30 protein-coding genes are annotated in these 23,768 nt (G+C 61.4%); 11 read left to right on the top strand and 19 right to left on the bottom strand.

Going from position 1 to position 23,768, the window contains the following annotated elements; translation table 11 throughout:
• Positions 1 to 62 precede the first annotated feature (62 nt).
• Positions 63 to 917, top strand: coding sequence for an RNA polymerase sigma factor RpoH (gene rpoH, locus QMK55_RS11520; protein WP_003229146.1), 855 nt, complete (start codon positions 63 to 65; stop codon positions 915 to 917).
• A 181-nt stretch (positions 918 to 1,098) separates the two neighbouring features.
• Here rpoH and mtgA read toward each other — a convergent pair whose 3' ends face one another.
• Positions 1,099 to 1,821: a monofunctional biosynthetic peptidoglycan transglycosylase gene (mtgA, locus tag QMK55_RS11515; protein WP_320329209.1), complete on the bottom strand. Its 723-nt coding sequence runs from the start codon at positions 1,819 to 1,821 to the stop codon at positions 1,099 to 1,101.
• Between the two features lie 74 nt (positions 1,822 to 1,895).
• On the opposite strand from mtgA, the gene QMK55_RS11510 reads away from it, so the two are divergent.
• From QMK55_RS11510 to trmB, 4 genes are all read left to right on the top strand, one after another.
• Positions 1,896 to 2,276, top strand: coding sequence for a DUF423 domain-containing protein (locus QMK55_RS11510; RefSeq protein WP_102358349.1), 381 nt, complete (start codon positions 1,896 to 1,898; stop codon positions 2,274 to 2,276).
• A gap of 71 nt (positions 2,277 to 2,347) precedes the next feature.
• Positions 2,348 to 2,548, top strand: a complete 201-nt coding sequence (gene thiS, locus QMK55_RS11505; protein ID WP_102358350.1) for a sulfur carrier protein ThiS — start codon at positions 2,348 to 2,350, stop codon at positions 2,546 to 2,548.
• Positions 2,549 to 2,606: 58 nt separating this feature from the next.
• Positions 2,607 to 3,401, top strand: a complete 795-nt coding sequence (locus QMK55_RS11500; protein WP_102358351.1) for a thiazole synthase — start codon at positions 2,607 to 2,609, stop codon at positions 3,399 to 3,401.
• A gap of 9 nt (positions 3,402 to 3,410) precedes the next feature.
• The gene (trmB, locus tag QMK55_RS11495; RefSeq protein ID WP_016983240.1) at positions 3,411 to 4,136 is read left to right on the top strand and encodes a tRNA (guanosine(46)-N7)-methyltransferase TrmB; all 726 of its coding nucleotides are present in this window, start codon (positions 3,411 to 3,413) and stop codon (positions 4,134 to 4,136) included.
• Between the two features lie 134 nt (positions 4,137 to 4,270).
• Here trmB and QMK55_RS11490 read toward each other — a convergent pair whose 3' ends face one another.
• The 10 genes from QMK55_RS11490 to QMK55_RS11445 all read right to left on the bottom strand — a co-directional run bounded on the left by QMK55_RS11490 (position 4,271) and on the right by QMK55_RS11445 (position 11,255).
• The gene (locus QMK55_RS11490) at positions 4,271 to 4,594 is read right to left on the bottom strand and encodes a DUF3392 domain-containing protein (RefSeq protein ID WP_102358352.1); all 324 of its coding nucleotides are present in this window, start codon (positions 4,592 to 4,594) and stop codon (positions 4,271 to 4,273) included.
• Positions 4,595 to 4,629: 35 nt separating this feature from the next.
• Positions 4,630 to 5,835, bottom strand: coding sequence for a radical SAM family heme chaperone HemW (hemW, locus tag QMK55_RS11485; RefSeq protein ID WP_320329208.1), 1,206 nt, complete (start codon positions 5,833 to 5,835; stop codon positions 4,630 to 4,632).
• Positions 5,832 to 6,428, bottom strand: a complete 597-nt coding sequence (rdgB, locus tag QMK55_RS11480) for an RdgB/HAM1 family non-canonical purine NTP pyrophosphatase (protein WP_095186987.1) — start codon at positions 6,426 to 6,428, stop codon at positions 5,832 to 5,834. The genes hemW and rdgB overlap by 4 nt, the downstream gene beginning before the upstream one ends.
• Entirely contained in the window at positions 6,425 to 6,859 is a 435-nt protein-coding gene (locus QMK55_RS11475) for a DUF4426 domain-containing protein (protein ID WP_102358354.1), read from the bottom strand. Before QMK55_RS11475 ends, rdgB begins: the two co-directional genes overlap by 4 nt.
• Before the next feature lie 26 nt (positions 6,860 to 6,885).
• Positions 6,886 to 7,506: a methionine biosynthesis protein MetW gene (metW, locus tag QMK55_RS11470; RefSeq protein WP_003229126.1), complete on the bottom strand. Its 621-nt coding sequence runs from the start codon at positions 7,504 to 7,506 to the stop codon at positions 6,886 to 6,888.
• 7 nt (positions 7,507 to 7,513) lie between these two features.
• Positions 7,514 to 8,653: a homoserine O-succinyltransferase MetX gene (gene metX / locus QMK55_RS11465; protein WP_320329207.1), complete on the bottom strand. Its 1,140-nt coding sequence runs from the start codon at positions 8,651 to 8,653 to the stop codon at positions 7,514 to 7,516.
• A 178-nt stretch (positions 8,654 to 8,831) separates the two neighbouring features.
• Positions 8,832 to 9,119: a DUF167 domain-containing protein gene (locus QMK55_RS11460; protein ID WP_320329206.1), complete on the bottom strand. Its 288-nt coding sequence runs from the start codon at positions 9,117 to 9,119 to the stop codon at positions 8,832 to 8,834.
• Positions 9,116 to 9,706 carry a YggT family protein gene (locus QMK55_RS11455; protein WP_102358357.1) on the bottom strand — a complete coding sequence of 197 codons (591 nt, stop codon included), beginning with the start codon at positions 9,704 to 9,706 and terminating at the stop codon, positions 9,116 to 9,118. Before QMK55_RS11455 ends, QMK55_RS11460 begins: the two co-directional genes overlap by 4 nt.
• 10 nt (positions 9,707 to 9,716) lie before the next feature.
• Positions 9,717 to 10,535 (bottom strand): pyrroline-5-carboxylate reductase, encoded by an 819-nt coding sequence (gene proC, locus QMK55_RS11450; RefSeq protein WP_102358358.1) that lies wholly within the window; start codon positions 10,533 to 10,535, stop codon positions 9,717 to 9,719.
• A 33-nt stretch (positions 10,536 to 10,568) separates the two neighbouring features.
• Entirely contained in the window at positions 10,569 to 11,255 is a 687-nt protein-coding gene (locus QMK55_RS11445) for a YggS family pyridoxal phosphate-dependent enzyme (protein ID WP_102358359.1), read from the bottom strand.
• 56 nt (positions 11,256 to 11,311) lie between these two features.
• Between QMK55_RS11445 and QMK55_RS11440 the strand changes: the two genes are divergently transcribed.
• The gene (locus QMK55_RS11440; protein WP_102358360.1) at positions 11,312 to 12,346 is read left to right on the top strand and encodes a type IV pilus twitching motility protein PilT; all 1,035 of its coding nucleotides are present in this window, start codon (positions 11,312 to 11,314) and stop codon (positions 12,344 to 12,346) included.
• 127 nt (positions 12,347 to 12,473) lie between these two features.
• On the opposite strand, the gene QMK55_RS11435 is transcribed toward QMK55_RS11440, so the two are convergent.
• Entirely contained in the window at positions 12,474 to 13,100 is a 627-nt protein-coding gene (locus tag QMK55_RS11435; RefSeq protein WP_003229112.1) for a C40 family peptidase, read from the bottom strand.
• A 250-nt stretch (positions 13,101 to 13,350) separates the two neighbouring features.
• Here QMK55_RS11435 and QMK55_RS11430 point away from each other — a divergent pair, with 250 nt between their 5' ends.
• Complete coding sequence (locus QMK55_RS11430) at positions 13,351 to 13,782, top strand: NINE protein (RefSeq protein WP_102358361.1); 432 nt, start codon at positions 13,351 to 13,353, stop codon at positions 13,780 to 13,782.
• A 152-nt stretch (positions 13,783 to 13,934) separates the two neighbouring features.
• On the opposite strand, the gene QMK55_RS11425 is transcribed toward QMK55_RS11430, so the two are convergent.
• From QMK55_RS11425 to gshB, 7 genes are all read right to left on the bottom strand, one after another.
• Positions 13,935 to 15,206: a dihydroorotase gene (locus tag QMK55_RS11425; protein WP_102358362.1), complete on the bottom strand. Its 1,272-nt coding sequence runs from the start codon at positions 15,204 to 15,206 to the stop codon at positions 13,935 to 13,937.
• Positions 15,203 to 16,207 carry an aspartate carbamoyltransferase catalytic subunit gene (locus QMK55_RS11420; protein ID WP_102358363.1) on the bottom strand — a complete coding sequence of 335 codons (1,005 nt, stop codon included), beginning with the start codon at positions 16,205 to 16,207 and terminating at the stop codon, positions 15,203 to 15,205. The genes QMK55_RS11425 and QMK55_RS11420 overlap by 4 nt, the downstream gene beginning before the upstream one ends.
• A gap of 27 nt (positions 16,208 to 16,234) precedes the next feature.
• Positions 16,235 to 16,741 (bottom strand): bifunctional pyr operon transcriptional regulator/uracil phosphoribosyltransferase PyrR, encoded by a 507-nt coding sequence (pyrR, locus tag QMK55_RS11415; RefSeq protein WP_102358364.1) that lies wholly within the window; start codon positions 16,739 to 16,741, stop codon positions 16,235 to 16,237.
• An 80-nt stretch (positions 16,742 to 16,821) separates the two neighbouring features.
• The gene (ruvX, locus tag QMK55_RS11410; RefSeq protein ID WP_003229101.1) at positions 16,822 to 17,259 is read right to left on the bottom strand and encodes a Holliday junction resolvase RuvX; all 438 of its coding nucleotides are present in this window, start codon (positions 17,257 to 17,259) and stop codon (positions 16,822 to 16,824) included.
• On the bottom strand, positions 17,259 to 17,831 hold the full coding sequence (locus tag QMK55_RS11405; RefSeq protein ID WP_102358365.1) for a YqgE/AlgH family protein: 573 nt from the start codon (positions 17,829 to 17,831) through the stop codon (positions 17,259 to 17,261). The genes ruvX and QMK55_RS11405 overlap by 1 nt, the downstream gene beginning before the upstream one ends.
• Before the next feature lie 240 nt (positions 17,832 to 18,071).
• Entirely contained in the window at positions 18,072 to 18,971 is a 900-nt protein-coding gene (locus QMK55_RS11400; protein WP_320329205.1) for an energy transducer TonB, read from the bottom strand.
• A 107-nt stretch (positions 18,972 to 19,078) separates the two neighbouring features.
• Positions 19,079 to 20,050 carry a glutathione synthase gene (gshB, locus tag QMK55_RS11395; RefSeq protein ID WP_320329204.1) on the bottom strand — a complete coding sequence of 324 codons (972 nt, stop codon included), beginning with the start codon at positions 20,048 to 20,050 and terminating at the stop codon, positions 19,079 to 19,081.
• Between the two features lie 225 nt (positions 20,051 to 20,275).
• On the opposite strand from gshB, the gene pilG reads away from it, so the two are divergent.
• The 4 genes from pilG to QMK55_RS11375 are packed head-to-tail and all read left to right on the top strand — an operon-like array spanning position 20,276 to position 23,766.
• Positions 20,276 to 20,680 (top strand): twitching motility response regulator PilG, encoded by a 405-nt coding sequence (gene pilG / locus QMK55_RS11390; RefSeq protein WP_007913673.1) that lies wholly within the window; start codon positions 20,276 to 20,278, stop codon positions 20,678 to 20,680.
• A 60-nt stretch (positions 20,681 to 20,740) separates the two neighbouring features.
• Positions 20,741 to 21,106 carry a twitching motility response regulator PilH gene (gene pilH, locus QMK55_RS11385; protein WP_025109154.1) on the top strand — a complete coding sequence of 122 codons (366 nt, stop codon included), beginning with the start codon at positions 20,741 to 20,743 and terminating at the stop codon, positions 21,104 to 21,106.
• Positions 21,107 to 21,116: 10 nt separating this feature from the next.
• A complete protein-coding gene (locus QMK55_RS11380) occupies positions 21,117 to 21,656 on the top strand; it encodes a chemotaxis protein CheW (RefSeq protein ID WP_320329203.1) in 540 nt (179 codons plus the stop codon).
• A 55-nt stretch (positions 21,657 to 21,711) separates the two neighbouring features.
• Positions 21,712 to 23,766 (top strand): methyl-accepting chemotaxis protein, encoded by a 2,055-nt coding sequence (locus QMK55_RS11375; protein ID WP_320329202.1) that lies wholly within the window; start codon positions 21,712 to 21,714, stop codon positions 23,764 to 23,766.
• Positions 23,767 to 23,768: the final 2 nt, after the last annotated feature.

The following is a 23,768-nucleotide window of genomic DNA, read 5'->3' as shown; positions in this document are numbered from 1 at the left end:
ATTCCCGGTCAATTTTTCGCAGTGCCGAGAGGCACGAGTATGTAAGTGGGAGGTTTTTTCGCATGACCAATTCTTTGCAACCTGCGTACGCGTTGGTTCCGGGTGCGAACCTGGAAGCCTATGTGCACACCGTCAACAGCATTCCATTGCTGACGCCGGAGCAGGAGCGTGAACTGGCCGAGAGTCTCTACTATGAGCAGGATTTGGGGGCGGCTCGGCAGATGGTGCTCGCCCACCTGCGTTTTGTTGTACACATTGCCCGTAGCTATTCCGGCTACGGCCTCGCTCAGGCTGACCTGATCCAGGAAGGTAACGTCGGCCTGATGAAGGCCGTGAAGCGCTTCAACCCGGAAATGGGTGTGCGTCTGGTGTCGTTCGCCGTGCACTGGATCAAGGCGGAAATTCACGAGTTCATCCTGCGCAACTGGCGCATTGTGAAAGTCGCGACCACCAAGGCCCAGCGCAAGCTGTTCTTCAACCTGCGCAGCCAGAAGAAACGTCTGGCGTGGCTGAACAACGAGGAAGTCCACCGTGTGGCGGAAAGCCTCGGCGTCGAGCCGCGGGAAGTGCGCGAGATGGAAAGTCGTCTGACCGGTCATGACATGGCCTTCGACCCGGCCGCGGAAGCGGACGACGACAGCGCTTTCCAGTCGCCGGCCAACTACCTGGAAGACCACCGGTACGACCCGGCGCGTCAACTGGAAGATGCCGACTGGAGTGACAACTCCAATCACAACCTGCACGAGGCGCTGGAAGTGCTGGACGAACGTAGCCGCGACATCCTCTACCAGCGCTGGCTGGCAGAAGAGAAAGCCACGCTGCACGACCTGGCGCAGAAGTACAACGTGTCGGCCGAGCGGATCCGTCAGCTCGAGAAGAGCGCGATGAACAAGCTCAAGTTGTCGATCGCCGCCTAACCGGCGCTCAGGCAATAAAAAAAAACGCCCCGATCAGCGATGATCGGGGCGTTTTTCATTTCTGATTCAACACCACCCTGTAGGAGTGAGCCTGCTCGCGATAGCGGTCTGCCTGCCACACTTGTGGTCACTGACATGACGCCATCGCGAGCAGGCTCACTCCTACAGGGGATCTTCGGTGTTATTCGGCCCAAGGCGCCCGGCGCGAATCGTTGAGTCCCAGCAGATAACTATCCCCACCCAACTGGCTCATCTGCTGGCGAATCCACCCGGCCCGGCGCGACACGTAAGCCGTCGGATGGCTCGCACTCCATACGCGCGGGTTAGGTAGAACGGCCGCCAGATAACTGGCCTGCTGCCGCGACAGCGACTTGGCGCTTACGCCGAAATGATGGCGGGCTGCGGCTTCGGCGCCAAACACGCCGTCGTCCCACTCGACGCTATTGAGGTACACCTCAAGAATCCGCTGCTTGGGCCAGAGCACCTCGATCAGCGCGGTAAACCAGGCTTCCAGGCCTTTGCGCAGATAGCTGCGACCCGACCACAGGAACAGGTTCTTCGACACTTGCTGGCTCAAGGTGCTGGCGCCGCGAATCGAGCCGCCGAGTTCGTTGTGGGCCAACGCCGCCTGGATCGCACCGAAGTCAAAACCCCAGTGCTCGGGAAACTTCTGGTCCTCGCCGGCCATGACTGCAACCTTGAGGTCATCGGAGATCTCGTCCCACGGTTTCCAGGTGCGCTGCAGGTCGATCGGTTCGCCGTCGACCCAGGATTCGACCTTGCGCTCGATCATCAGCGCCGTGCCCGGTGGCGGCACAAAGCGAAACAGCAAGACCAGCAATACGCTGCCGCCCGCGAACCAGAGCAGGGCCTTCGTGAGACGACGCAAAAGTGAACGCAGCATAGAGATGGCTTGGCCGAACCGATAGAGCGGGCCATTATACAGACCCTGCCGAACGAGTCTGACTGGAGTTCCACATGCTGCGTGGCTTTCTGATGCTGGCCGCTTTCTTTGGTTTTACCGGTGTTGCCCTCGGCGCATTCGCCGCCCATGGTCTGAAAAACCGCCTCACGCCCGAGTATCTGGCGATCTTCCACACGGGTGTGACCTATCAACTGGTGCACACCCTGGCGCTGTTCGGTGTGGCGTTGCTGGCCACGCAAATTCAGGGGCGACTGGTCGCGTGGGCCGGCTTTTCCTTCGCAGTGGGCATTGTGCTGTTCTCCGGTAGCCTGTACGTGCTGACCATGACCGGTATCAGCAAGCTCGGCATCATTACGCCGTTCGGCGGTCTGGCGTTCCTGGTCGGTTGGCTGTGCCTGGGGCTGGCCGCCTGGCGCTTGCCGCTAACCGCTTGACGCTTGGTGCTGACCTTTAGGTCATGATCGGGCTAGAATGCCAGCCCCTAAAAATGATGGCGGCCTAGCGCATGCGCATTCAGTTGAACGGCGAATCCCTTGAACTGCCCGACGGCGAGACCGTTGCGGCCCTGATCACCCGTCTGGAACTGACCGGACGCCGGGTGGCAGTCGAACTCAATCTGGATATCGTCCCGCGCAGCCAGCATGCCGACACCGTTCTCAGCGACGGCGACAACGTCGAAGTCGTGCACGCCATCGGCGGCGGCTAATCGCCCGGCGCCAGGGCACAGAGTTCTGCAAGACCCTCACCCCTAAAGAGGATTCCCCATGAGCATCGTTCGTAACGACAAGCCTTTCGTCCTGGCCGGTCGTACTTACCAGTCGCGTTTGCTGGTTGGTACCGGCAAGTACCGTGACATGGAAGAAACCCGCCAGGCCATCGAAGCCTCGGGTGCCGAGATCGTCACCTTCGCCGTACGCCGCACCAACCTGGGCCAGATCGAAGGCGAGCCGAACCTGCTCGACGTGCTGTCGCCGGAGCGCTACACCTTCCTGCCAAACACCGCCGGTTGCTACGACGCCATCGAAGCCGTGCGCACCTGCCGCCTGGCGCGTGAGCTGCTCGACGGCCACAACCTGGTGAAGCTGGAAGTGCTGGCCGACCAGAAAACCCTGTTCCCCAACGTGATCGAAACCCTCAAGGCCGCAGAAACGCTGGTCAAGGAAGGCTTCGACGTGATGGTCTACACCAGTGATGACCCGATCATCGCTCGCCAACTGGCGGAAATCGGCTGCATCGCGGTGATGCCGCTGGCCGGTCTGATCGGTTCGGGCCTGGGGATCTGCAACCCGTACAACCTGCAGATCATCCTCGAAGAAGCCAGGATTCCGGTGCTGGTGGATGCCGGTGTCGGGACGGCTTCCGACGCCACCATCGCCATGGAACTGGGCTGTGATGCGGTGCTGATGAACTCGGCTATCGCCCACGCTCAACAGCCGGTGATGATGGCCCAAGCCATGCAACACGCGATCGTCGCGGGCCGTCTGGCCTACCTCGCCGGTCGCATGCCGAAAAAACTCTATGCCAGCGCCTCTTCGCCGCTGGATGGTCTGATCAAGTAAGAGCCATTGATGACTGAATCGAACGACACGCCTATCCAGACGGAAGAGGGCGACGAGCGCCAACACCGCCGCATCAAGAGTTTCGTGATGCGCGCCGGGCGCATGACCGAAGGCCAGCAGCGCGGTCTGGATCAGGGCGCGCCGCTGTACGTGCTGCCGCTGGCCGACGCGCCGGTGGATTACGATCAAGTGTTCGGCCGTTCGGCGCCGCGCTCGCTGGAGATCGGTTTCGGCATGGGCCACTCGCTGCTGGAAATGGCCGCCGCCGCGCCGGATCAGGACTTCATCGGTGTTGAAGTGCACCGTCCGGGTGTCGGCGCGCTGCTCAATGGCGTGCTGACCCAGGGCCTGACCAACCTGCGCGTCTATGATTGCGACGCGATCGAAGTGCTCAACCGCTGCATCGCCGACAACAGCCTCGATCGCCTGATGCTGTTCTTCCCGGACCCATGGCACAAGAGCCGTCACCACAAGCGTCGCATCGTTCAGGCCTCGTTCGCCGAACTGGTGCGCAGCAAGCTGAAGGTCGGCGGCATTCTGCACATGGCTACCGACTGGGAACCGTACGCCGAGTACATGCTGGAAGTGATGAACGTCGCTCCGGGCTATCGCAACCTCGCCGAAGACGGCAAGTGCGTACCACGCCCGGCCGAACGGCCGATCACCAAGTTCGAACGCCGCGGCGAACGTCTTGGGCATGGCGTGTGGGATCTGAAGTTCGAGAAACAGTCCTAAGCATCACGCTATGATCGTTCTCACGCTCTGCGTGGGAATGCTGCCCGGGACGCTCTGCGTCCCACAGCGGACGCAGAGCGTCCATTGAGGCATTCCCACGCGGAGCATGGGAACGATCAAAAGCGGCCGAAAAATCAGCGGCGGTCAGCTACGACGCCGATCAACACCAGCACCACCAACAACACCGGCGCCAGGCTGTAGTTGTTGAACTGGCTCAAGCCCTTGACTACCCACGGCGTGGCGTAGATCAGTGCGGCGCCACTGCCGATCACGCACAGCAGCGACATCAGCGGTATGCGCAGGGCGCCGGCGATGCTGCCCAGGCGTTGCTCGACCCAGCCTTTGAAGTCGGCGCCAAACAGCACCAGCAGGCAGCCGACCAGGGCCAGGGCGATTTCCGAGAGATTGCTGCGGCTCCAGCGGGACACGGTGGCGAGCAGATCGAGTATCAAATCCATGCGTTTTTCCTTGGGGCTGCCGTTGGGGCGTGGGCTCAGCTCAGAAATTTCTGCAGCAAGTCGTTGAGAAAGAGTTGTCCGCGCTCGGTGGCCGCCAGACGTGACGGTTCGACCTGCATCAGGCCGCTTTGTTCGGCCTCCTTGCGGTGTTCGGTGAGACCTTCCAGCGGCAGGCCGGTGCGCTCGGGATACAGGCGTGATTCCACCCCGGCAGTCAGGCGCAGCGCGTTCATCAGAAACTCGAACGGCATCTCGTCGTTGCTCAGGGTTTTCTCGCCAGCCTGGAAGCTCTTGGCCGGGTTCAGATAGTCCTTCGGCAGGCGTGTCTTCCAGGTCCGGACGATGCGCCCGTCCGGATGGCTGAGCTTGCCGTGAGCGCCCGCACCGATACCGATGAAGTCGCCGAAACTCCAGTAATTGAGGTTATGCCGCGCCGGCCGTCCGGCCTGTGCATAAGCCGACACTTCGTATTGCGCGTAACCGTGTTCGGCCAGCAGCGCTTGCCCGGCCTCTTGAATGTCCCACAGCGTATCGTCTTCCGGCAGTACTGGCGGCTGGTTCCAGAACACCGTGTTCGGCTCCAGTGTCAGCTGATACCAGGAGATGTGCGTCGGTTTCAGTTCGATGGCCTGGCGCAGGTCGCTCAAGGCATCTTCCAGCGACTGGTCAGGCAAGCCGTGCATCAAGTCGAGGTTGAAGTTGTCGAACCCGGCCTGCCGCGCCATGCCGGCCGCGCGCACCGCTTCGTCGCCGTTGTGGATGCGCCCGAGGGCTTCAAGCTTCTGCTGCTGGAAACTCTGAATACCGATCGACAGGCGATTGATCCCCAGTTTGCGGTACGCGACGAATTTCTCCTGTTCGAAGGTGCCGGGGTTGGCTTCCAGGGTGATTTCGATGTCATGGGCGAACGGAATACGCTGCTCGACGCCTACCAGCAAACGCCCCAGCGCCTCGGCACTGAACAGGCTCGGCGTGCCGCCGCCAAAGAAGATCGAACTGATTTCACGACCGTAAACCGCGTGCAGGTCCTGATCGAGATCGGCGAGCAGCGCGTCGACGTATTCCTGCTCCGGCAGCACGGGACTGGCGGTGTGCGAGTTGAAATCGCAATACGGGCATTTGCGTACACACCACGGGATGTGGATGTACAGCGCCAAGGGCGGCAGCGTCGGCAGCGGTGCCCGAGGCGAAGAGGCGGCGCCGCCGATGATCAGCGACGACGCGGAGGGGCTGTCGGTCATTTCAGGCCCAGACGCTGGCGCAGCAGATCCATTGCACGGGCGCGGTGGCTGATCTGGTTCTTGTCGGCCGGGCTCAGTTCGGCGCTGGACACGTCACGCTCCGGTACCCAGAACAGCGGGTCGTAGCCGAAACCGTGTTCGCCGCTGGCGGCGGTCAGGATGCGCCCGTGCCACAGGCCTTCGCAGAGGATCGGCAACGGATCGTCGGCATGCCGCACCAGCGCCAACACGCAGACGAACTGTGCGCCACGCTCGGCTTCAGGCACGTCCTTCAAGGCGTCGAGCAGTTTGGCGTTGTTCGCCGCATCGCCCTTGCCATCGGCATAACGCGCCGAATAGATGCCCGGCGCGCCGCCAAGGAAATCCACCGCCAGACCGGAATCGTCGGCCAGCGCCGGCAATCCGGAAATACGTGCGGCATTGCGCGCCTTGAGAATGGCGTTCTCGACGAACGACAGGCCGGTTTCTTCCGGCTCGACCTTGCTCCACTCGCCGATCGAGCGCAGTTGCACCGAGTCGCCGAGCATGGCCTGGAGTTCCTTGAGTTTGCCGGCGTTATGGCTGGCCAGTACGAGTTGCTTGAGGTTCATCATTCGCCGGGGAAAAGCTCTTGGTTGAAATTGATAGTGTTGATCTTGTCGCCGTTCTGCACCTTGATTTCAAAGGTGCGGGTTTCCTGCTGCTCAACCGGATACTGGGCGATGTAGTAGATCGCGCCCTGTTCGGTGACCTGGCGGAAGTTCAGCGGCACGCTCTGGCTGGTCAGGTCTTTGACCGTGCCGGTGACGTTGGCGCTCAACGGTTTGCCGTCCTTGATCACCGAGACATTGATCACGCCCTGGTTCTTGCTGCGGATCAGCTCGGCGGCCTTGGCGATGTCCGGCTGCAAATACGTGGAGTTGAAGGTGTTGTAGTGCACCGTCACGTCACCGAAGGTTTCCTGGCGCTCGCTTTTGATGACATCGGCTGCCATGGCCGTGACGCTCAGGCAGGCGGTAAATAACAACAACGCTAGACGACCCATGATCGTTCTCCTCGAAATGTCGTGGTTCAGACCGCGACCCGATGATCTGCAAGCACCGGGCTGCTGACGCGGTAGATACCGATCTCACCTAACAGATTAGGCCATAGCTTACTGGCCCACCCGTGACGGTGCTGTTGATCCACGGCAAGCCGATCAATGACCTTCGCATCACGTTCGCGACAAAGTTCTTCAAAGTCTTCGAAGGTGCAGAAGTGGATGTTCGGCGTGTTGTACCAGGTGTACGGCAGGAACTCGGATACCGGCATGCGGCCCTTGCTCGCCAGGTACCAGCGGCAGCGCCAGTGACCGAAGTTGGGGAAAGTGATGATGCACTGGCGACCGACCCGCAGCATTTCGTCGAGGATCTTGTCCGGGTAATGCACGGCCTGCAGCGCCTGGGTCATGACCACGATGTCGAAGCTGTTGCTGGCGAAGTTGCCCAGCCCTTTGTCCAGGTCCTGCTCGATGACGTTGATGCCCTTGGCCACACACTCGGCGATGTTGTCGGCGTCGTTTTCCAGGCCATAGCCGGTGACGTTCTTGTTGTCGCGCAGCCAGGTCAGCAATTCGCCGTCGCCGCAACCGAGGTCGAGCACGCGGCTGCCGGCGGGGATCCATTCCTGGATGATTTCCAGATCAGCTCTCATGGCTTTCTCACAACGTGATTCGGTTCATGTAATTGCCGAACGCCTGCAAATAGCGCGGGATCGGAATCAGGAAGGCGTCGTGGCCCTGTGGTGCGTCGATTTCCAGATAGCTGACGTCCTTGCGCGCCGCCATCAGCGCGTCCACCAGCTCCCGCGAGCGGGCCGGGGAGAAGCGCCAGTCAGTGGTGAACGACATCACGCAGAACTTGGCCGTGGCGTTCTCGAAGGTTTTCGCCAGGTTATCGTCGAAGTTCGCTGCCGGATCGAAGTAGTCCAGCGCCTTGGTCATCAACAGATAGGTGTTGGCATCGAAACGACCGGAGAACTCTTCGCCTTGGTAGCGCAGGTAGCTTTCGACCTGGAACTCGACGCTGTGGAAGTCATAGTTGAGCTTTTCGCTCTTCAGGCCACGGCCGAATTTCTCGCCCATCGAGTCGTCGGACAGGTAGGTGATGTGCCCGACCATCCGCGCGAGCATCAGGCCGCGCTTGGGGATCACGCCTGCTTCTTGGAACGAACCACCGTGAAACTCGGGGTCGGTGAGGATGGCCTGACGCGCCACTTCGTTGAAGGCGATGTTCTGCGCCGAGAGCTTTGGTGCCGAGGCGATGGCCAGGCAGTGCCGCACGCGATCCGGGTAAGTGATGGTCCATTGCAGGGCCTGCATGCCGCCAAGGCTGCCGCCTATCACTGCGGCGAACTGGCGGATTCCGAGCAAATCAGCCAGACGCGCCTGGCTGTGCACCCAGTCCTCCACGGTGAGTACCGGGAAGTCGGCGCCGAACGGTTTACCGGTTTCCGGATTGATGCTGCTCGGCCCGGTAGAGCCGTTGCAGCCGCCCAGATTATTCAGGCTGACCACGAAGAACTTGTTGGTGTCGATCGGTTTGCCCGGGCCGATGCAGCTGTCCCACCAACCGGGCTTGCGGTCGTCGGGGCTGTGATAGCCGGCCGCATGGTGATGCCCGGACAAGGCGTGGCAGATCAGCACGGCGTTGCTCGCCTGCGCGTTCAGCGTGCCGTAGGTTTCGTAGATCAGGTCGTAGGCGGGCAGCGAACGGCCACAAGCCAAGGCCAGAGGTTCGCTGAAGTGCGCCGTTTGCGGCGTCACCAGACCAACAGAATCGGGGGGAAAGGCAGCTGGCATCGACCCTGCTCTCGTTGAAATGAGGCGTAAGTCTAAAGACCGGGGGGGTTAGCGGCAAGCAACTACCTGCGCTCGTTCCCACGCTCTGCGTGGGAATGCCTCATTGGACGCTCCGCGTCCGCTTCGGCGGGGACGCGGAGCGTCCCGGAATGCATTCCCACGCGGAGCGTGGGAACGATCAACGCATAAGCCCAGGCAGATCCGGCAGCTTCTTCGGCGAGCAGATCCTCACCCGTTTCTGCCGGTTCAACTCACCGCTGAGCAAACTGACCTGGCTCTTCGAGACCCCAAAAGCCTTGGCCAGAAAGCCCATCAGATAAGCATTGGCCTTGCCCTCGACCGGCGGCGCGGTGAGGCGGATCTTCAGGCGGTCACCGTGCAGCCCGGCGAAATCATCGCTGCGGGCTGCCGGTTGCAGATGACATTCGAGGATCAGATCGTCCCCGTCCCAGCGAAACCAGCTCACATCAGCAGGCGCAGGATTTCCGGCATCATCGTCATCGCCGCGAGGTTGTTGATCACCAGCATGTCGATCAGCTTCAACGCGAGGAAGGCGAAGATCGGCGACAGGTCCAGACCGCCGAGGTTCGGCAGGATCTTGCGGAACGGTGCCAGCGCCGGTTCGCAGATCTGGTTTACCAGCTCAGCGCCCGGGTTGTGGCTGCCCGGGGCGACCCACGAGAGGATCACGCTGATGATCAGGGCGAAGAAGAAAATCTTCAGGAACAGCGCGGTCACGCCAATGATCGACCAGATAAACAGCTGCAGCGGGTTACCGGTGGTGCCGTAGGTCAGCAGCAAGGTCAGGGCCATCAGTGCCAGTTGCACCAGAATCGCCAGGACCAGCGACGACATGTCGAGGCCGAATACGCTCGGGATAATCCGACGCAGAGGCTTGAGCAGCGGCTGGGTGGCCTTGACCACGAACTGGCACAGCGGGTTGTAGAAGTTCGCTCGCACCAGTTGCAGGACGAAGCGCAGCAGCACGATCAGCAGGTACAGGCTGCCTAGGGTTTGCAGCACGTAAACCGCTGCGGTGTTCAATCCAATCATGTAAGGCTCCTTATTTGCCCAGTTGTTCGGCCATTTCGGCCGAGCGGTGCGCGGCGGCGCCGAGTGCGGTTTCGACCAGGGCTTCAAAGCCATTGGCCTGGAATGATTTGATTGCAGCTTCGGTGGTGCCATTTGGCGAGGTCACGCGGCGGCGCAGTTCGGCAGCGTCGACATCGCTGGACACCGCCATATGCGCAGCGCCAAGCGCCGTTTGCAGGGTCAGTTGTTCAGCGACTTCCTTCGGCAGGCCGAGTTTGACGCCGGCGGCGGTCATGGCTTCGATCAGCAGGAAGAAGTACGCCGGGCCGGAACCGGAAACAGCGGTAACCGCGTCCAGTTGCTGCTCTTCGTTGAGCCACAGGGCAATGCCGACGGCGGACAGCAGCTCTTCGGCTTGCTGACGCTGTTCGGCAGTCACTTCGCTGGTCGCATACAAACCGCTGACGCCCTGACGCAGCAGCGCCGGGGTGTTCGGCATGCAGCGTACGATTGGCTGCTCGCCGAGCCACGCGGTCATGCTCGCGCAGGTGATGCCGGCGGCAATGGAGACCACCAGTTGATTGGGTTTCAGGCTTGGGCGAATCGCCTCGCACACGGCTTTCATCGCCTGTGGCTTGACCGCCAGTACGATCACGTCGACGCCGTCAATGGCTTGGGCATTATCGGCAAAGGTTTCGATGCCGTGTTCGGCGCTGACGCGTTGGCGCGTTTCTTCGCCCGGATCGCTGGCGCGGATGTGGCTAGCTTGCAGACCCTTGGCGCGCAGGCCGCCGATCAGACTGGCGGCCATGTTGCCGGCACCGATAAAGGCAATACGTGTGTTGCTCATGTCAGGTCCTTATTCAGAAGTTTGTCAGCCATTTCATGGCTGGCCGTAGTCGCGGGCACCAAACAGGGCGGTACCGATCCGCACCCAGGTGGCGCCTTGGGCGATGGCCGACTCGAGGTCGTGGCTCATGCCCATGGAAAGTGTGTCGAGCGGCAGATTCAGGCTGGCCTGCAGGCGTTGCACGGCAGCAAACGCGGCGTCCTGTTCGGCGCGATCTTCGGTCGGCTCGGGAATCGCCATCAACCCGCGCAATTTCAGGCGCGGCAGGGCGCTGATGGCCTCGGCCAGTGCCGGCAGGTCGGCCGGGGTGCAGCCGGACTTGCTGGCCTCACCGCTGACGTTGACCTGAATGCAGATGTTCAGCGGCGGCAGCTCGGCCGGGCGCTGTTCGGACAGGCGTTGGGCAATTTTCAGGCGATCCACGGAGTGCACCCAGTCGAAATGCTCGGCAATCGCGCGAGTCTTGTTCGATTGAATGGGGCCGATGAAGTGCCAGATCAAGGGCAGGTCGGCCAGTTCGAGCTGTTTGCCCAGGGCTTCCTGCAGATAGTTTTCGCCAAAGTCACGCAGGCCGGCGGCGTGGGCTTCACGCAGATCCCCGGCGGGCTTGGTCTTGCTCACGGCGAGCAACTGAACGCTGTTTTCAGCGCGCCCGGCAGCGGCGGTGGCGGCCTGGATGCGCGAACTAACCTGAAGGATGTTGTCTGCTATCGTGGACATCAAGAGGCGCCGGCGGTCTGAAGGTTCGCGGCATTCTACTGGAATTGAGGGACGCTATGGATATCACTGAACTGCTGGCGTTCAGCGCCAAACAGGGCGCTTCCGACCTGCACCTGTCGGCCGGTCTGCCGCCGATGATCCGCGTCGATGGTGATGTGCGGCGGATCAATCTGCCGGCGCTGGATCACAAGCAAGTGCACGAATTGATCTACGACATCATGAACGACACCCAGCGGGTCGACTTCGAGAAACACCTCGAAACGGATTTCTCGTTCGAAGTCCCCGGCGTGGCGCGTTTTCGGGTCAATGCGTTCAACCAGAACCGTGGTGCCGGGGCGGTGTTCCGCACCATTCCGTCGAAAGTGCTGAGCATGGAAGACCTCGGCATGGGCGATGTCTTTCGCAAGATCACCGATGCGCCGCGCGGGCTGGTGCTGGTCACCGGGCCGACCGGTTCCGGCAAGTCGACCACGCTGGCGGCGATGATCGATTACCTCAACACCCATCGACATCACCATATCCTCACCATTGAAGACCCGATCGAATTCGTCCACGAATCGCGCAAATGCCTGATCAACCAGCGCGAGGTACACCGCGACACCCGCAGCTTTGCCACCGCGCTGCGTTCGGCGCTGCGCGAAGACCCGGACGTGATTCTGGTGGGTGAGATGCGTGATCTGGAAACCATTCGCCTGGCGCTGACTGCCGCCGAAACCGGGCATCTGGTGTTCGGCACGCTGCACACCACTTCAGCGGCGAAAACCATCGACCGGGTGGTGGATGTATTCCCGGGGGATGAGAAGTCGATGGTGCGTTCGATGCTCTCGGAGTCGTTGCTGGCAGTGGTCTCGCAGACCCTGATCAAGAAGATCGGCGGCGGACGGGTGGCGGCGCACGAGATCATGCTGGGCACATCGGCGATCCGTAACCTGATCCGCGAGGACAAGGTGGCGCAGATGTATTCGGCGATTCAGACCGGCGGGTCGTTGGGGATGCAGACACTCGACATGTGCCTGAAGGAGCTGATGACCAAAGGCTTGATCAGTCGCGAGCATGCGCGGGAGAAGGCGCGTACGCCGGATAATTTCTGAGGGAGTGATCGTTCCCACGCTCTGCGTGGGAATGCAGCCCGGGACGCTCTGCGTCACTGCCGAAGCGGACGCGGAGCGTCCATTGAGGCATTCCCACGCAGAGCGTGGGAACGATCGGTACGTGCTGTTAGCGCTGAACCACGCGCATCTGCTTACCGGCAGGCTCTTTCGGCAGCACGCGCTTGGCAACCACGTAATGCTGTTCCCAATACGGCTTGTTCAGCGTGTCGATGCTCACCGCTTTACCACGACGGGGTGCGTGGATGAAGCGATCGTTGCCCAGGTAGATGGCAACGTGGTTGACCCGACGGCTTTTGATGTTGAAGAAAATCAGGTCGCCCGGCTTCAGATCCTTGCGCTCGACTTTCTCGCCATGACCGCTGGCCATGGCGTTGGAAGTGCGCGGCAGGTCGAACGTGGCGTCGTTGAACGCATATTTCACCAGCCCGCTGCAGTCGAAGCCTTTACTTGGGCTGCTGCCGCCCCAACGATAAGGAGTACCGAGGACGTTCACCGCACGGCTCAGGACGTTGCTGCTTTCCTTGTTCGCCATCGGCGGAACCAGCTTGCCGTGATTCTTGCTGGCGAGCGTGGTGTGTTTCGTTTGTTTGCTGCTCTTGCTCGAAGGAGCCGAAGCATGGGATTTAGGGGTGAAACCGTTGACGTTGGGAAGACGTTGCTCACGATTGGTGGCGTGGGCGGCCAGTGGCATTAATAGGCAGATGGTTAGCCATGTCTTGAAAAATGGTCGCATTAGGCGTGGCTCTTAAAGGTTTGCGCGCAACTTTATAACAGCTTTTTTGTCCCTTCCGAGGCCGTTGGTCGATTCAACCCGGTGGTCAATTTCGCCCAACAAGCGGTAATTTGGCGCAATTGTCGGACAGAACCCAAGCCCTGCAAGGCTTTGAGCAAGGTGTAACGCTGGCGAACCACTTGTCGGCTCGACACAAAAAAGTCACAGAGATGCAGAAAAAATTTATCTATCGAGGCAAATGAGGTCATCCATGAACCGCTATCAGCAGGTTGCTCAACCCCAGGATACGCACAGCAAAGTGATCGGTTATCTGCTGTGGATTTTCGGTTTTACCGGCGCTCACCGCTTTTATTACGGCAAGCCTGTGACCGGGACGATCTGGTTTTTCACTTTCGGTCTGCTGGGTATCGGCTGGCTGATCGACGTGTTTCTGATCCCGGCGATGGATCGCGAGGCCGATCTGCGTTTTACCGCAGGGCCGATCGAATACAACGTGGCGTGGATTCTGCTGACGTTTCTGGGAGTGTTCGGCGTGCACCGGATGTACCAGGGCAAGTGGATCAGCGGTTTGCTGTACCTGCTGACCGGCGGATTGTTCTTTGTCGGGGTGTTGTATGACTTCTGGACGCTGAACGATCAGGTCTCGCTGCGTAACGCGCAGAACCGGGGCGCCTTCCAGTAACCTGTGGCGAGGGGATTTATCCCCGATGGGCTGCGCAGCAGCCCTCAATCTACAACCTCGGTGATTCAGGTCATCCGCGGTTGAATGGTTTAGGGGCGCTACGCGCCCCATCGGGGATAAATCCCCTCGCCACAATGACCCTCAGCAGCCGGTTAAGCCTGGTGGCTGATCCGCCCATCCACCAGGGTATAGCGAACCACGCCCGGCAATGTATGCCCGAGGAACGGACAGTTCTCGCCCCTCGATAACCAGCCTTCACCGGCCACGGTGGACGCCTTCGGATCGAACAGCACGATATCCGCCGCACCGCCCACCGTCAGTTTGCCCGCCGGCAGACGCAGCGCGTCCGCTGGACCAGCGCTCAGGCGTGCGAGCAGCGTCGGCAGATCCAGCAAGCCATCCTCGACCAGCGTCATCGCCAGTGGCAGCAACAGCTCAACGCTGCTGATGCCCGGCTCGGTCGCACCGAACGGCGCCAGTTTGGCATCGCGCTCGTGCGGCTGGTGGTGGCTGGAAATCGCCGACACCACACCGGACTTCACTGCCTCGCGCAGGCCATCGCGGTCAGCACGGGTGCGCAGCGGCGGTTGCACGTGATACAGGCTGCTGAAGTCGATCAGCGCTTCATCGGTGAGGATCAACTGGTATAGCGCGACATCCGCCGTGACCTTCAGGCCGCGTGCCTGGGCCTGGGCGATCAGGGCGACGCCGCGAGCGCTGGTCAGTTGGCTGAAGTGCGCACGCACGCCGGTCTGCTCGACCAGCAGCAGATCACGGGCCAGGGCCACGGTCTCAGCTGTTTCCGGGATGCCCGGCAGACCAAGGAAGCTGGCGACCGCGCCTTCGTGGGCCAGGCCGCCATCGGCCAGATCGTGATCCTGCGAATTGAAAATCACCGTCAGGTCGAAGGTCGCCGCGTAGTCCAGCGCCCGGCACAGGGTGCGGGTGTTGCGGAAACTCTCCAGACCATTGCCGAACGCCACGCACCCGGCGTCACGCAAAGCAACGAGCTCTGCAAGCTGTTCGCCGTCCAGGCCTTTGCTCAGCGCGCCAATCGGGAACACCTTGGTGTTGCCGGCTTCGCGGGCGCGGTCGAGGATCAGTTCGGCCACCGCCGAAGTGTCGAGCACCGGTTTGGTCTTCGGCGGGCAACACAGGCTGGTCACGCCGCCGGCCGCCGCAGCGCGGGTTTCGCTGGCGATGGTGCCTTTGCGGCTGTAGCCCGGCTCGCGCAGGGCGACGTTCAGGTCGACCAGCCCGGGTGCGGCCACCAGGCCTTGGGCGTCGATGGTTTCGACGGCAGTGAAACCGGCCGGCGCAGCGCCGAGGGCGACGATCTTGCAGGCTTCAACGTGGATATCGGTGATTTGATCCAGGCCGCTGCTTGGATCGATGACACGGGCGCCGAGAATGCTGAGCTTCACTGGGCGTTCTCCTGCTCGAATTGACGTTGTGCTGTTTGCCCGCTCATGGCCATCGACAGCACGGCCATGCGGATCGCGATGCCGTAGGTGACTTGATTGAGGATCACCGAATGCGGGCCGTCGGCCACTGCGGACTCGATTTCCACACCCCGGTTGATTGGCCCCGGGTGCATGACGATGCAATCGGGTTTGGCCCCGGCCAGGCGCGCGGTGGTCAGGCCGAACAGGCGGTAGAACTCGCCTTCGCTCGGCAGCAGGCCGCCGGTCATGCGCTCACGCTGCAGGCGCAGCATGATCACCACGTCGACGTCCTTCAGGCCTTCGTTCATGTCGGTGTAGACCTTCACGCCGTACTGCTCGATGCCGATCGGCAGCAGGGTTTTCGGTGCGATCACGCGGATGTCCGGGCAACCGAGGGTCTTCAGGGCGAGCATGTTCGAACGCGCCACTCGCGAGTGCAGGATGTCGCCGACGATCGCCACCGAGAGGTTTTCGAAACTGCCCTTGTGCCGACGGATGGTCAGCATGTCGAGCATGCCTTGCGTCGGGTGCGCGTGCCGACCGTCGCCGCCGTTGATGATCGCCACCTGCGGGCAAACATGTTCTGCGATGAAGTGCGCAGCACCGGAATCGCCGTGACGCACGACGAACATGTCGGCGGCCATGGCTTCGAGGTTGCGCAGGGTGTCGAGCAGGGTTTCACCCTTACTGGCCGACGAGGTCGACACGTTCAGGGTGATCACGTCCGCCGACAGCCGCTGGGCCGCCAGTTCGAAGGTGGTGCGGGTGCGGGTGGAGTTTTCGAAGAACACGTTGCACACGGTCTTGCCGCGCAGCAACGGGACCTTCTTCACCGCCCGGGCACCGACTTCGAGGAACGAGTCGGCGGTGTCGAGGATTTCCGTCAGCAACTCGCGGCGCAGGCCATCGAGCGAGAGGAAGTGGCGCAGCTGGCCCTGGTCATTGAGCTGCAGCGGGCGCTTGGTATCTAGAGGCGTCATCGCGAGGGGGACTCTCAATAGGGCGGATTAAGGGTTCAGGTCTTGCAGTTCGAGCGTCAGCGGCTCAGGGCCGGACAGCTTGACCCGCTCATGGGCGGCCAGCGACAGGGTCGCGCCGACCACGTTCGGGCGAATCGGCAGTTCGCCTGCGTCCAGGTCGAGCAGGCAGACCAGGGTCACGCTGGCCGGGCGGCCGTAGTCGAACAGTTCGTTCATGGCGGCGCGGATAGTGCGGCCGCTCATCAGTACGTCGTCGATCAGTACCAGATGCTGGCCTTCGATCTCGAAGGGCAGGGCTGACGGGCGCACTTGCGGGTGCAGGCCGTTCTGGCTGAAGTCATCGCGGTAGAAGGAAACATCCAGCGTGCCCAGCGGCGCATCGCTGCCCAGCTCCTTGAGCAGGGCCTGCGCCACCCAGATACCACCGGTGCGGATGCCGATGTAACGCGGTTCGCTGATATCACGTTGGGCAAGGTGCGCCTTGAGGCGGGTCGCCATCTGGCTGATCAGATCGGCGGGATTTGGCAGGCTCATGGTTGCTCCTTCTTGGGATCGAGCCGGGTCCTTGGACGCGGCTCGGGTCGTAGCTCAAAAGAAAAGCGCCGAAGCGCTTGTCAGGATTCAAACAAAGCAGTGTTTTCATCGAGCCAGCCCTGCAACAGCAGGGCGGCGGCGATGGCGTCCACCGGGTTGTCGCGGTAACTGCCTTTTTGTCCGCCACGCACCAGTCGCTCGCCTTTGGCTTCGAAGGTGGTCAGGCGTTCGTCGTGGGTATAGAACGGCACGTTGAAGCGGCCATTGAGGCGCCGGGCGAATTTCTCCGCGCGCAGGCACATTTCGCTGGGCGTGCCGTCCATGTTCAGTGGCAGGCCGACCACCACGGCGTCGGGTTTCCACTCCTTGAACAGCGCTTCGACCTGGTTCCAGTCGGGAACACCGTTCTGCGCTTTCAGGGTGCACAGCTCGCGGGCCTGGCCGGTAATCACCTGGCCGACCGCGACGCCGATCTGTTTGGTGCCGTAGTCGAAGCCGAGAATCAGACGCAGGGCCATCAGGCGTGCCCCGCCTGGCTGGTCAGCAGGCTGAGGTTGATCCCCAAATGCTTGGCCGCCGCTTCCAGACGCAGCTCGCTGCTGGTGTTGAACAGGATGTCGGCATCGTATGGGCAGGTCAGCCAGGCGTTGTCGGCGAGTTCCGCTTCCAGTTGCCCGGCTTCCCAACCGGCGTAGCCGAGGGCGATCACGCTTTTCGCCGGGCCGACGCCGTCAGCGATGGCGAACAGCACGTCCTGCGAGGTGGACAGCGCCAGATCACCGTCCAGCTCGACAGTGGCCTGAAAGGTCTTGCCCGCCGGGTGCAGGACGAAACCGCGATCGGTCTGCACCGGGCCGCCGATGAAGATCGGTACATGCTGGCATAGCGCTGGCGGATCGATGTCCGGGCGCAATTGCTCGAGAATATCAGCCAGATTCAGCTCTTGCGGTCGATTGACCACCAGCCCCATGGCGCCATTGGCCGTGTGCTCGACGATGTAGGTCAAGGTGTGGGCAAAGTTCGGGTCGGCCATGTGCGGCATGGCGATCAGGAAGTGATGCTTGAGGTAGCTGGGGCTGACGTTTTTCATGAGCGATAGTGTGGCGTTCGGGGGGCAAACTGACAAGCTGGAGATGCTGACAACAACACAGATCCCTTGTTGGAACAGAGCTTTGTGGTGAGGGGATTTATCCCCGATCGGCTGCGAAGCGGTCGCAACACCATCACGCACGGTGTGTCAGGCAGATCATGTCAATGTATTCAGGGCAGCTTCGCGCCCCATCGGGGATAAATCCCCTCGCCACAATGAATCACATCGTCACAGAAATATTCAGTTGCTGGAGAGCTTGTCGCCCCGGGCGAATTTCCAGGTGCGGATGATTTCCAGTCGGTCGATATCCGACAGATCGCCGGTAAACGGTGCAAACGGCGCCGCCAGCCGGACGATGCGCTGCGCGGCCTGATCCAGTAGCGGCTGGCCGGAGGACTCGAGCACCAGTACTTCATACAACGAGCCGTCGCGGTTGATCGAGACCATCAGGCGCAGGTTGCCGTAGATCTGCTTGCGCCGGGCTTCTTCCGGGTAATTGAGGTTGCCTATGCGCTCGACCTTCTTGCGCCACTCATCCTTGTACCAGGCGCCCTTGTCGCGCATGGTCGAAGCGGCGCTCAAGCGGTGAATGCGCGGGCGCTTGGCGTACAGCTGTTGTTCATTGGCCAGCTCCGCTTCGAGACTGGCGATGTCGCTGGACAGCTGCGAGCTGTCGAACGTCGGTGCGTTGACCGCAGGCTTGGTCTCGGTCTTGGTTTCTTCTTTTTTGGTCGGCGCCTTTTGCTGTTTCGGCGCCACTGTGGTCACGGCAGCCTTGGGCGCTGCTTCGCGCACTTGCGGCTTGGCGGCCGGTGGCGGGATGACCTTCTTGACCTGATTGTCCTGAAATGGCGCGACCTCGGTGGTCTTGGGAATCGCCTTCTTGTCCAGCGTGCCGCTGCCTTCCTGGTTTTCCTGAGCGAGGAAATCAGCCTTTTTCGGCTTGGTTTCGCTCTTGAAGGTGGCGAGGGTGATTTCCAGGGTTTTGCTGATCTGCTTGGGCTCGACCATGGTGAAGCCGACACCCAGCAGCAGCGCCAAATGAATCAGCGCCGCGAGAAACAGGGTAAATCCGAGGCGATCGGCCGCGCGCACGCCACGATGGGCGAGTTCTGCGGGCAGATCGGACGGGAGGGTCATGACAAGAAAACCAACATCGCGTTTTTCAGAGGCTGCGCATGATAACGCAATGTTGGTTTCACGCCTTGGGCTTCACGCTTCAAGCGACAGACTGCATGTGACGTGCATCAAGCTTGTGGCTTTTTGCCGGCGGCTTGCAGCTTCTTGTCGATCGCATCCATCAGCATGTCGCCGATGTCGGTGCCGAACGCATTATCGATTTCGCGGATGCAGGTCGGGCTGGTGACGTTGATTTCGGTGAGGCTTTCGCCAATCACGTCCAGACCGACGAACAGCAGGCCTTTCTCGCGCAGGGTCGGGCCGACTTGTGCGGCGATCCAGCGATCCTTGTCGGTCAGCGGACGGGCTTCACCACGACCACCGGCGGCGAGGTTGCCACGGGTTTCGCCCTGCGCCGGAATCCGCGCCAGGCAGTAATCCACCGGCACGCCGTCGATCATCAGGATGCGCTTGTCGCCGTCCTTGATTGCCGGCAGGTAAGCCTGGCCCATGATCTGCTGGGTGCCGAGGGCGGTCAGGGTTTCCAGAATCACCGACAGGTTCGGATCGCCCACGCGGTGACGGAAAATCGAAGTGCCGCCCATGCCGTCCAGCGGCTTGAGGATCACGTCGCCGTGTTTGGCGGCGAATTCACGCAGCACATCGGCGCGACGGCTGACCACGGTCGGTGGCGTGCACTGCGGGAACAGCGTGGCGAACAGCTTTTCATTGCAGTCGCGCAGGCTCTGCGGTTTGTTGACCACCAGCACGCCGGCGGTTTCGGCCTGTTCCAGCAGGTAGGTGGAGTAGACGAACTCCATGTCGAACGGCGGATCCTTGCGCATCAGGATCACGTCCAGATCGCTCAGCAGGTTGTCCTGCTCGGCGTCCAGTTCGAACCATTTTTCCGGGTTGGCGAAGACTTTCAGCGGCTTCATGCGCGCCCGGGCCTGGCCTTCGCCCTGATACAGGTCGCGCTGTTCCATGTAGAACAGTTCCCAGCCACGCTTCTGCGCGGCCAGCAGCATGGCCAGCGAGCTATCCTTTTTATAGGAAATGCTGGCGATAGGGTCCATGACAATCCCGACGCGAACGCTCATTGGGTTTTCCTCGAAAATTGGCTACCGGATCGGTATTGAAAAAGTGCCGCCAGAGTGGCGCTGGCAGGGTTTTGGGTCAAGGAAAAACCCGTCGATAGATTGCATCTGGAGACTGTGCTAAAAAGGCTGGCATAGCGTGCTGGCCCTTGAGCATCAAGGGTTTCCAGCCATTACTCATCGCAAAACGGACAATTTGATTCGCAAAGGCGACGGTAGAGCCCCCTTATGGAACAGCAGTCCAGCGCCTTGAAGGTCATGGTGATCGATGACTCGAAAACGATTCGTCGCACCGCCGAAACGCTGTTGAAGAATGTGGGCTGCGAGGTCATCACGGCCATCGACGGTTTCGATGCGTTGGCCAAGATCGCCGACAACCACCCCGGAATCATTTTTGTCGACATCATGATGCCGCGTCTGGATGGTTATCAGACCTGCGCTTTAATCAAGAACAACAGTGCGTTCAAGGCCACGCCGGTGATCATGCTGTCGTCGCGCGACGGGCTGTTCGACAAGGCCAAGGGGCGGATTGTCGGTTCTGATCAATTTTTGACCAAGCCTTTCAGCAAGGAAGAACTGCTCAACGCGATTCAGGCCCACGTTCCGGGCTTCGCCGCCGTTTTGCCGCAGTAAGACACGTACAGTGACGCTCGGCCAGCGGGCCGGATGTCGACAAGAAAAATGGGGAAGACCATGGCACGTATCCTGATCGTCGATGATTCGCCGACTGAAATGTACAAACTCACCGGCATGCTGGAAAAGCACGGCCATGAAGTGCTCAAGGCCGAAAACGGTGCCGACGGCGTAGCGCTGGCCCGTCAGGAAAAACCCGACGCGGTGCTGATGGACATCGTCATGCCCGGCCTCAACGGTTTTCAGGCGACCCGCCAGTTGACCAAGGATGCCGAGACCAGCCATATCCCGGTGATCATCATCACCACCAAGGATCAGGAAACCGACAAGGTCTGGGGCACCCGTCAGGGCGCGAAGGATTACCTGACCAAACCGGTCGAAGAAGACATGCTGATCAAGACCCTGAACAACGTGCTGGCCGGTTGAACGCGTCGTCATGAGCCAATCGCTGACCGCGTTCGAACTGCTGTGGCAGATCGACCAGCGCTGTCGCCTGCTGGCGGCGGACCTGCCCTCGCAGCCCGGTCGCCAGGATCGCTGGAGCGGCATCGGTTTTCGCCTCGGCGAGCACTGGTACGTGGCACCGATGGGCGAAGTCAGCGAAGTGCTGCACGAGCCACGCTTCACTCAGTTGCCCGGGGTCAAGCCGTGGGTCAAAGGGGTGGCTAACCTGCGTGGGCGCTTGCTGCCGATCATGGACCTCTGCGGTTTCTTCGGCCACGAACTGTCGCCACTGCGCAAACAGCGGCGGGTGTTGGTGGTGGAGCATCAGGACGTGTTCGCCGGGCTGCTGGTCGATGAGGTGTTCGGCTTGCAGCACTTCGAGCAGGACAGCTTCGAGCCGATCTCGATCAGCAAGCGCCAGGGCTCCAAGGCCGAGTTCGTCAAAGGCTATTTCCGGCGCGAGCAGAACTGGCGGGTGTTCAGCCTGTTTGCGTTGGCCAAATCGCCGGTGTTCATGAGCGTCGCAATTTAGTCGAAACAACACAAATCCCACATTGGATCGTGGCAGGTTTCATAGGCGAGGACCGATGACAAAAGCAAAAACAGGCAAGTCAGCAGAAGGATCGCGCAGTCGCTCGCAGATCATCGTGCTGTTCATCGCACTGATCGTGTTCATCATGCTGCTGTTCGCCAACTTCGCGTACCTCAATACCCAGGCCAACTACGACAAACAGTACATCGGCCACGCCGGTGAGCTGCGCGTGCTGTCGCAACGCATCGCCAAGAACGCCACCGAAGCCGCCGCCGGCAAGGCTGCCGCGTTCAAGCTGTTGAGCGATGCGCGCAATGATTTTGCCCAGCGCTGGAGCTACCTGAAGAAGGGCGACCCGGCGACCGGCCTGCCACCCGCGCCGGCCACCGTGCGCCCGGAAATGCGCGCCGTGCAACTGGACTGGGAACGCCTGCTGAAAAACACCGACGCGATTCTCTCCAGCGAGCAGACCGTGCTGTCGCTGCATCAAGTCGCCGCGACTCTGGCTGAAACCGTGCCGCAGCTGCAGATCGAATACGAAAAAGTCGTCGAGATCCTCCTGCAACGCGGCGCCCCGGCCGCGCAAGTGGCGATGGCCCAGCGTCAGTCGCTGCTGGCTGAACGCATCCTCGGCGCGGTCAACACCGTGCTCGCCGGCGACGAGAACTCGCAGCAGGCGGCCGATGCCTTTGGCCGCGACGCCACCCGATTCGGCCAGGTGCTCAACGGCATGCTGCAAGGTAACCCGACCCTGAAAATCAGCCAGGTCGAAGACCGCGATGCCCGCGCACGCCTCAGCGAAATCTCCGAGCTGTTCCAGTTCGTCTCCGGCTCCGTGGATGAAATCCTCGAAACCTCGCCGGAGCTGTTCAAGGTCCGTGAGTCGGCGAGCAACATCTTCAGCCTGTCGCAGACCCTGCTCGACGAAGCCTCGCACCTGGCCACCGGTTTTGAAAACCTCGCCGGCGGGCGTAGCACCGACACCATCGGCGGCTACGTGCTGGGCTTGCTGGCGCTGGCCTCGATCATCCTGATCGGCATGGTCATGGTCCGTGAAACCAACCGCCAGTTGCGTGAAACCGCCGAGAAGAACGAGCGCAACCAGAACGCAATCATGCGCCTGCTCGACGAAATCGAAGACCTCGCCGACGGCGACCTGACCGTGACCGCCTCGGTGACCGAAGACTTCACCGGGACCATCGCCGACTCGATCAACTACTCGGTCGATCAACTGCGCGATCTGGTGGCGACCATCAACCTCACCGCCGGCCAGGTCGCCGCCGCCGTGCAGGAAACCCAGGCCACCGCCATGCACCTGGCCCAGGCCTCGGAGCATCAGGCGCAGCAGATTTCCGAAGCCTCGACCGCGATCAGCGACATGGCCGAGTCCATCGATCAGGTCTCAGCCAATGCCGCGGAGTCTTCGGCAGTGGCCGAGCGCTCCGTGGAAATCGCCAACAAAGGCAACGAGGTGGTGCACAACACCATCCACGGCATGGACAACATTCGCGAACAGATTCAGGACACCGCCAAGCGCATCAAGCGCCTCGGCGAATCCTCGCAGGAGATTGGCGACATCGTCAGCCTGATCGACGACATTGCCGACCAGACCAACATCCTCGCCCTTAACGCGGCGATTCAGGCGTCGATGGCCGGGGATGCCGGGCGTGGTTTCGCGGTGGTTGCCGATGAGGTACAGCGTCTGGCCGAGCGCTCGTCCGCCGCCACTCGGCAGATCGAAACCCTGGTGCGGGCGATCCAGACCGACACCAACGAAGCGGTGATTTCCATGGAGCAGACCACCACCGAGGTGGTGCGCGGCGCGCGGCTGGCGCAGGATGCCGGTGTAGCCCTGGAAGAAATCGAAGGCGTATCGAAGACTCTCGCGGCGCTGATCCAGAGCATTTCCAACGCGGCGCAGCAGCAGACCTCGTCGGCCGGGCAGATTTCCCTGACGATGAACGTGATCCAGCAGATCACCACGCAGACTTCGTCCGGTTCCACCGCCACTGCCGAGAGCATTGGCAACCTGGCGAAGATGGCCAGTCAGCTGCGCCGTTCGGTATCCGGTTTCACCTTGCCGTCGGCGTCCGCGACGGACAAGGCGTGAGT

Source organism: Pseudomonas sp. P8_229 (assembly GCF_034008635.1).
Lineage (GTDB): Bacteria > Pseudomonadota > Gammaproteobacteria > Pseudomonadales > Pseudomonadaceae > Aquipseudomonas.
The sequence above is the reverse complement of the archived record's forward strand: the minus strand, read 5'-3'. Positions and strand labels throughout refer to the sequence as shown.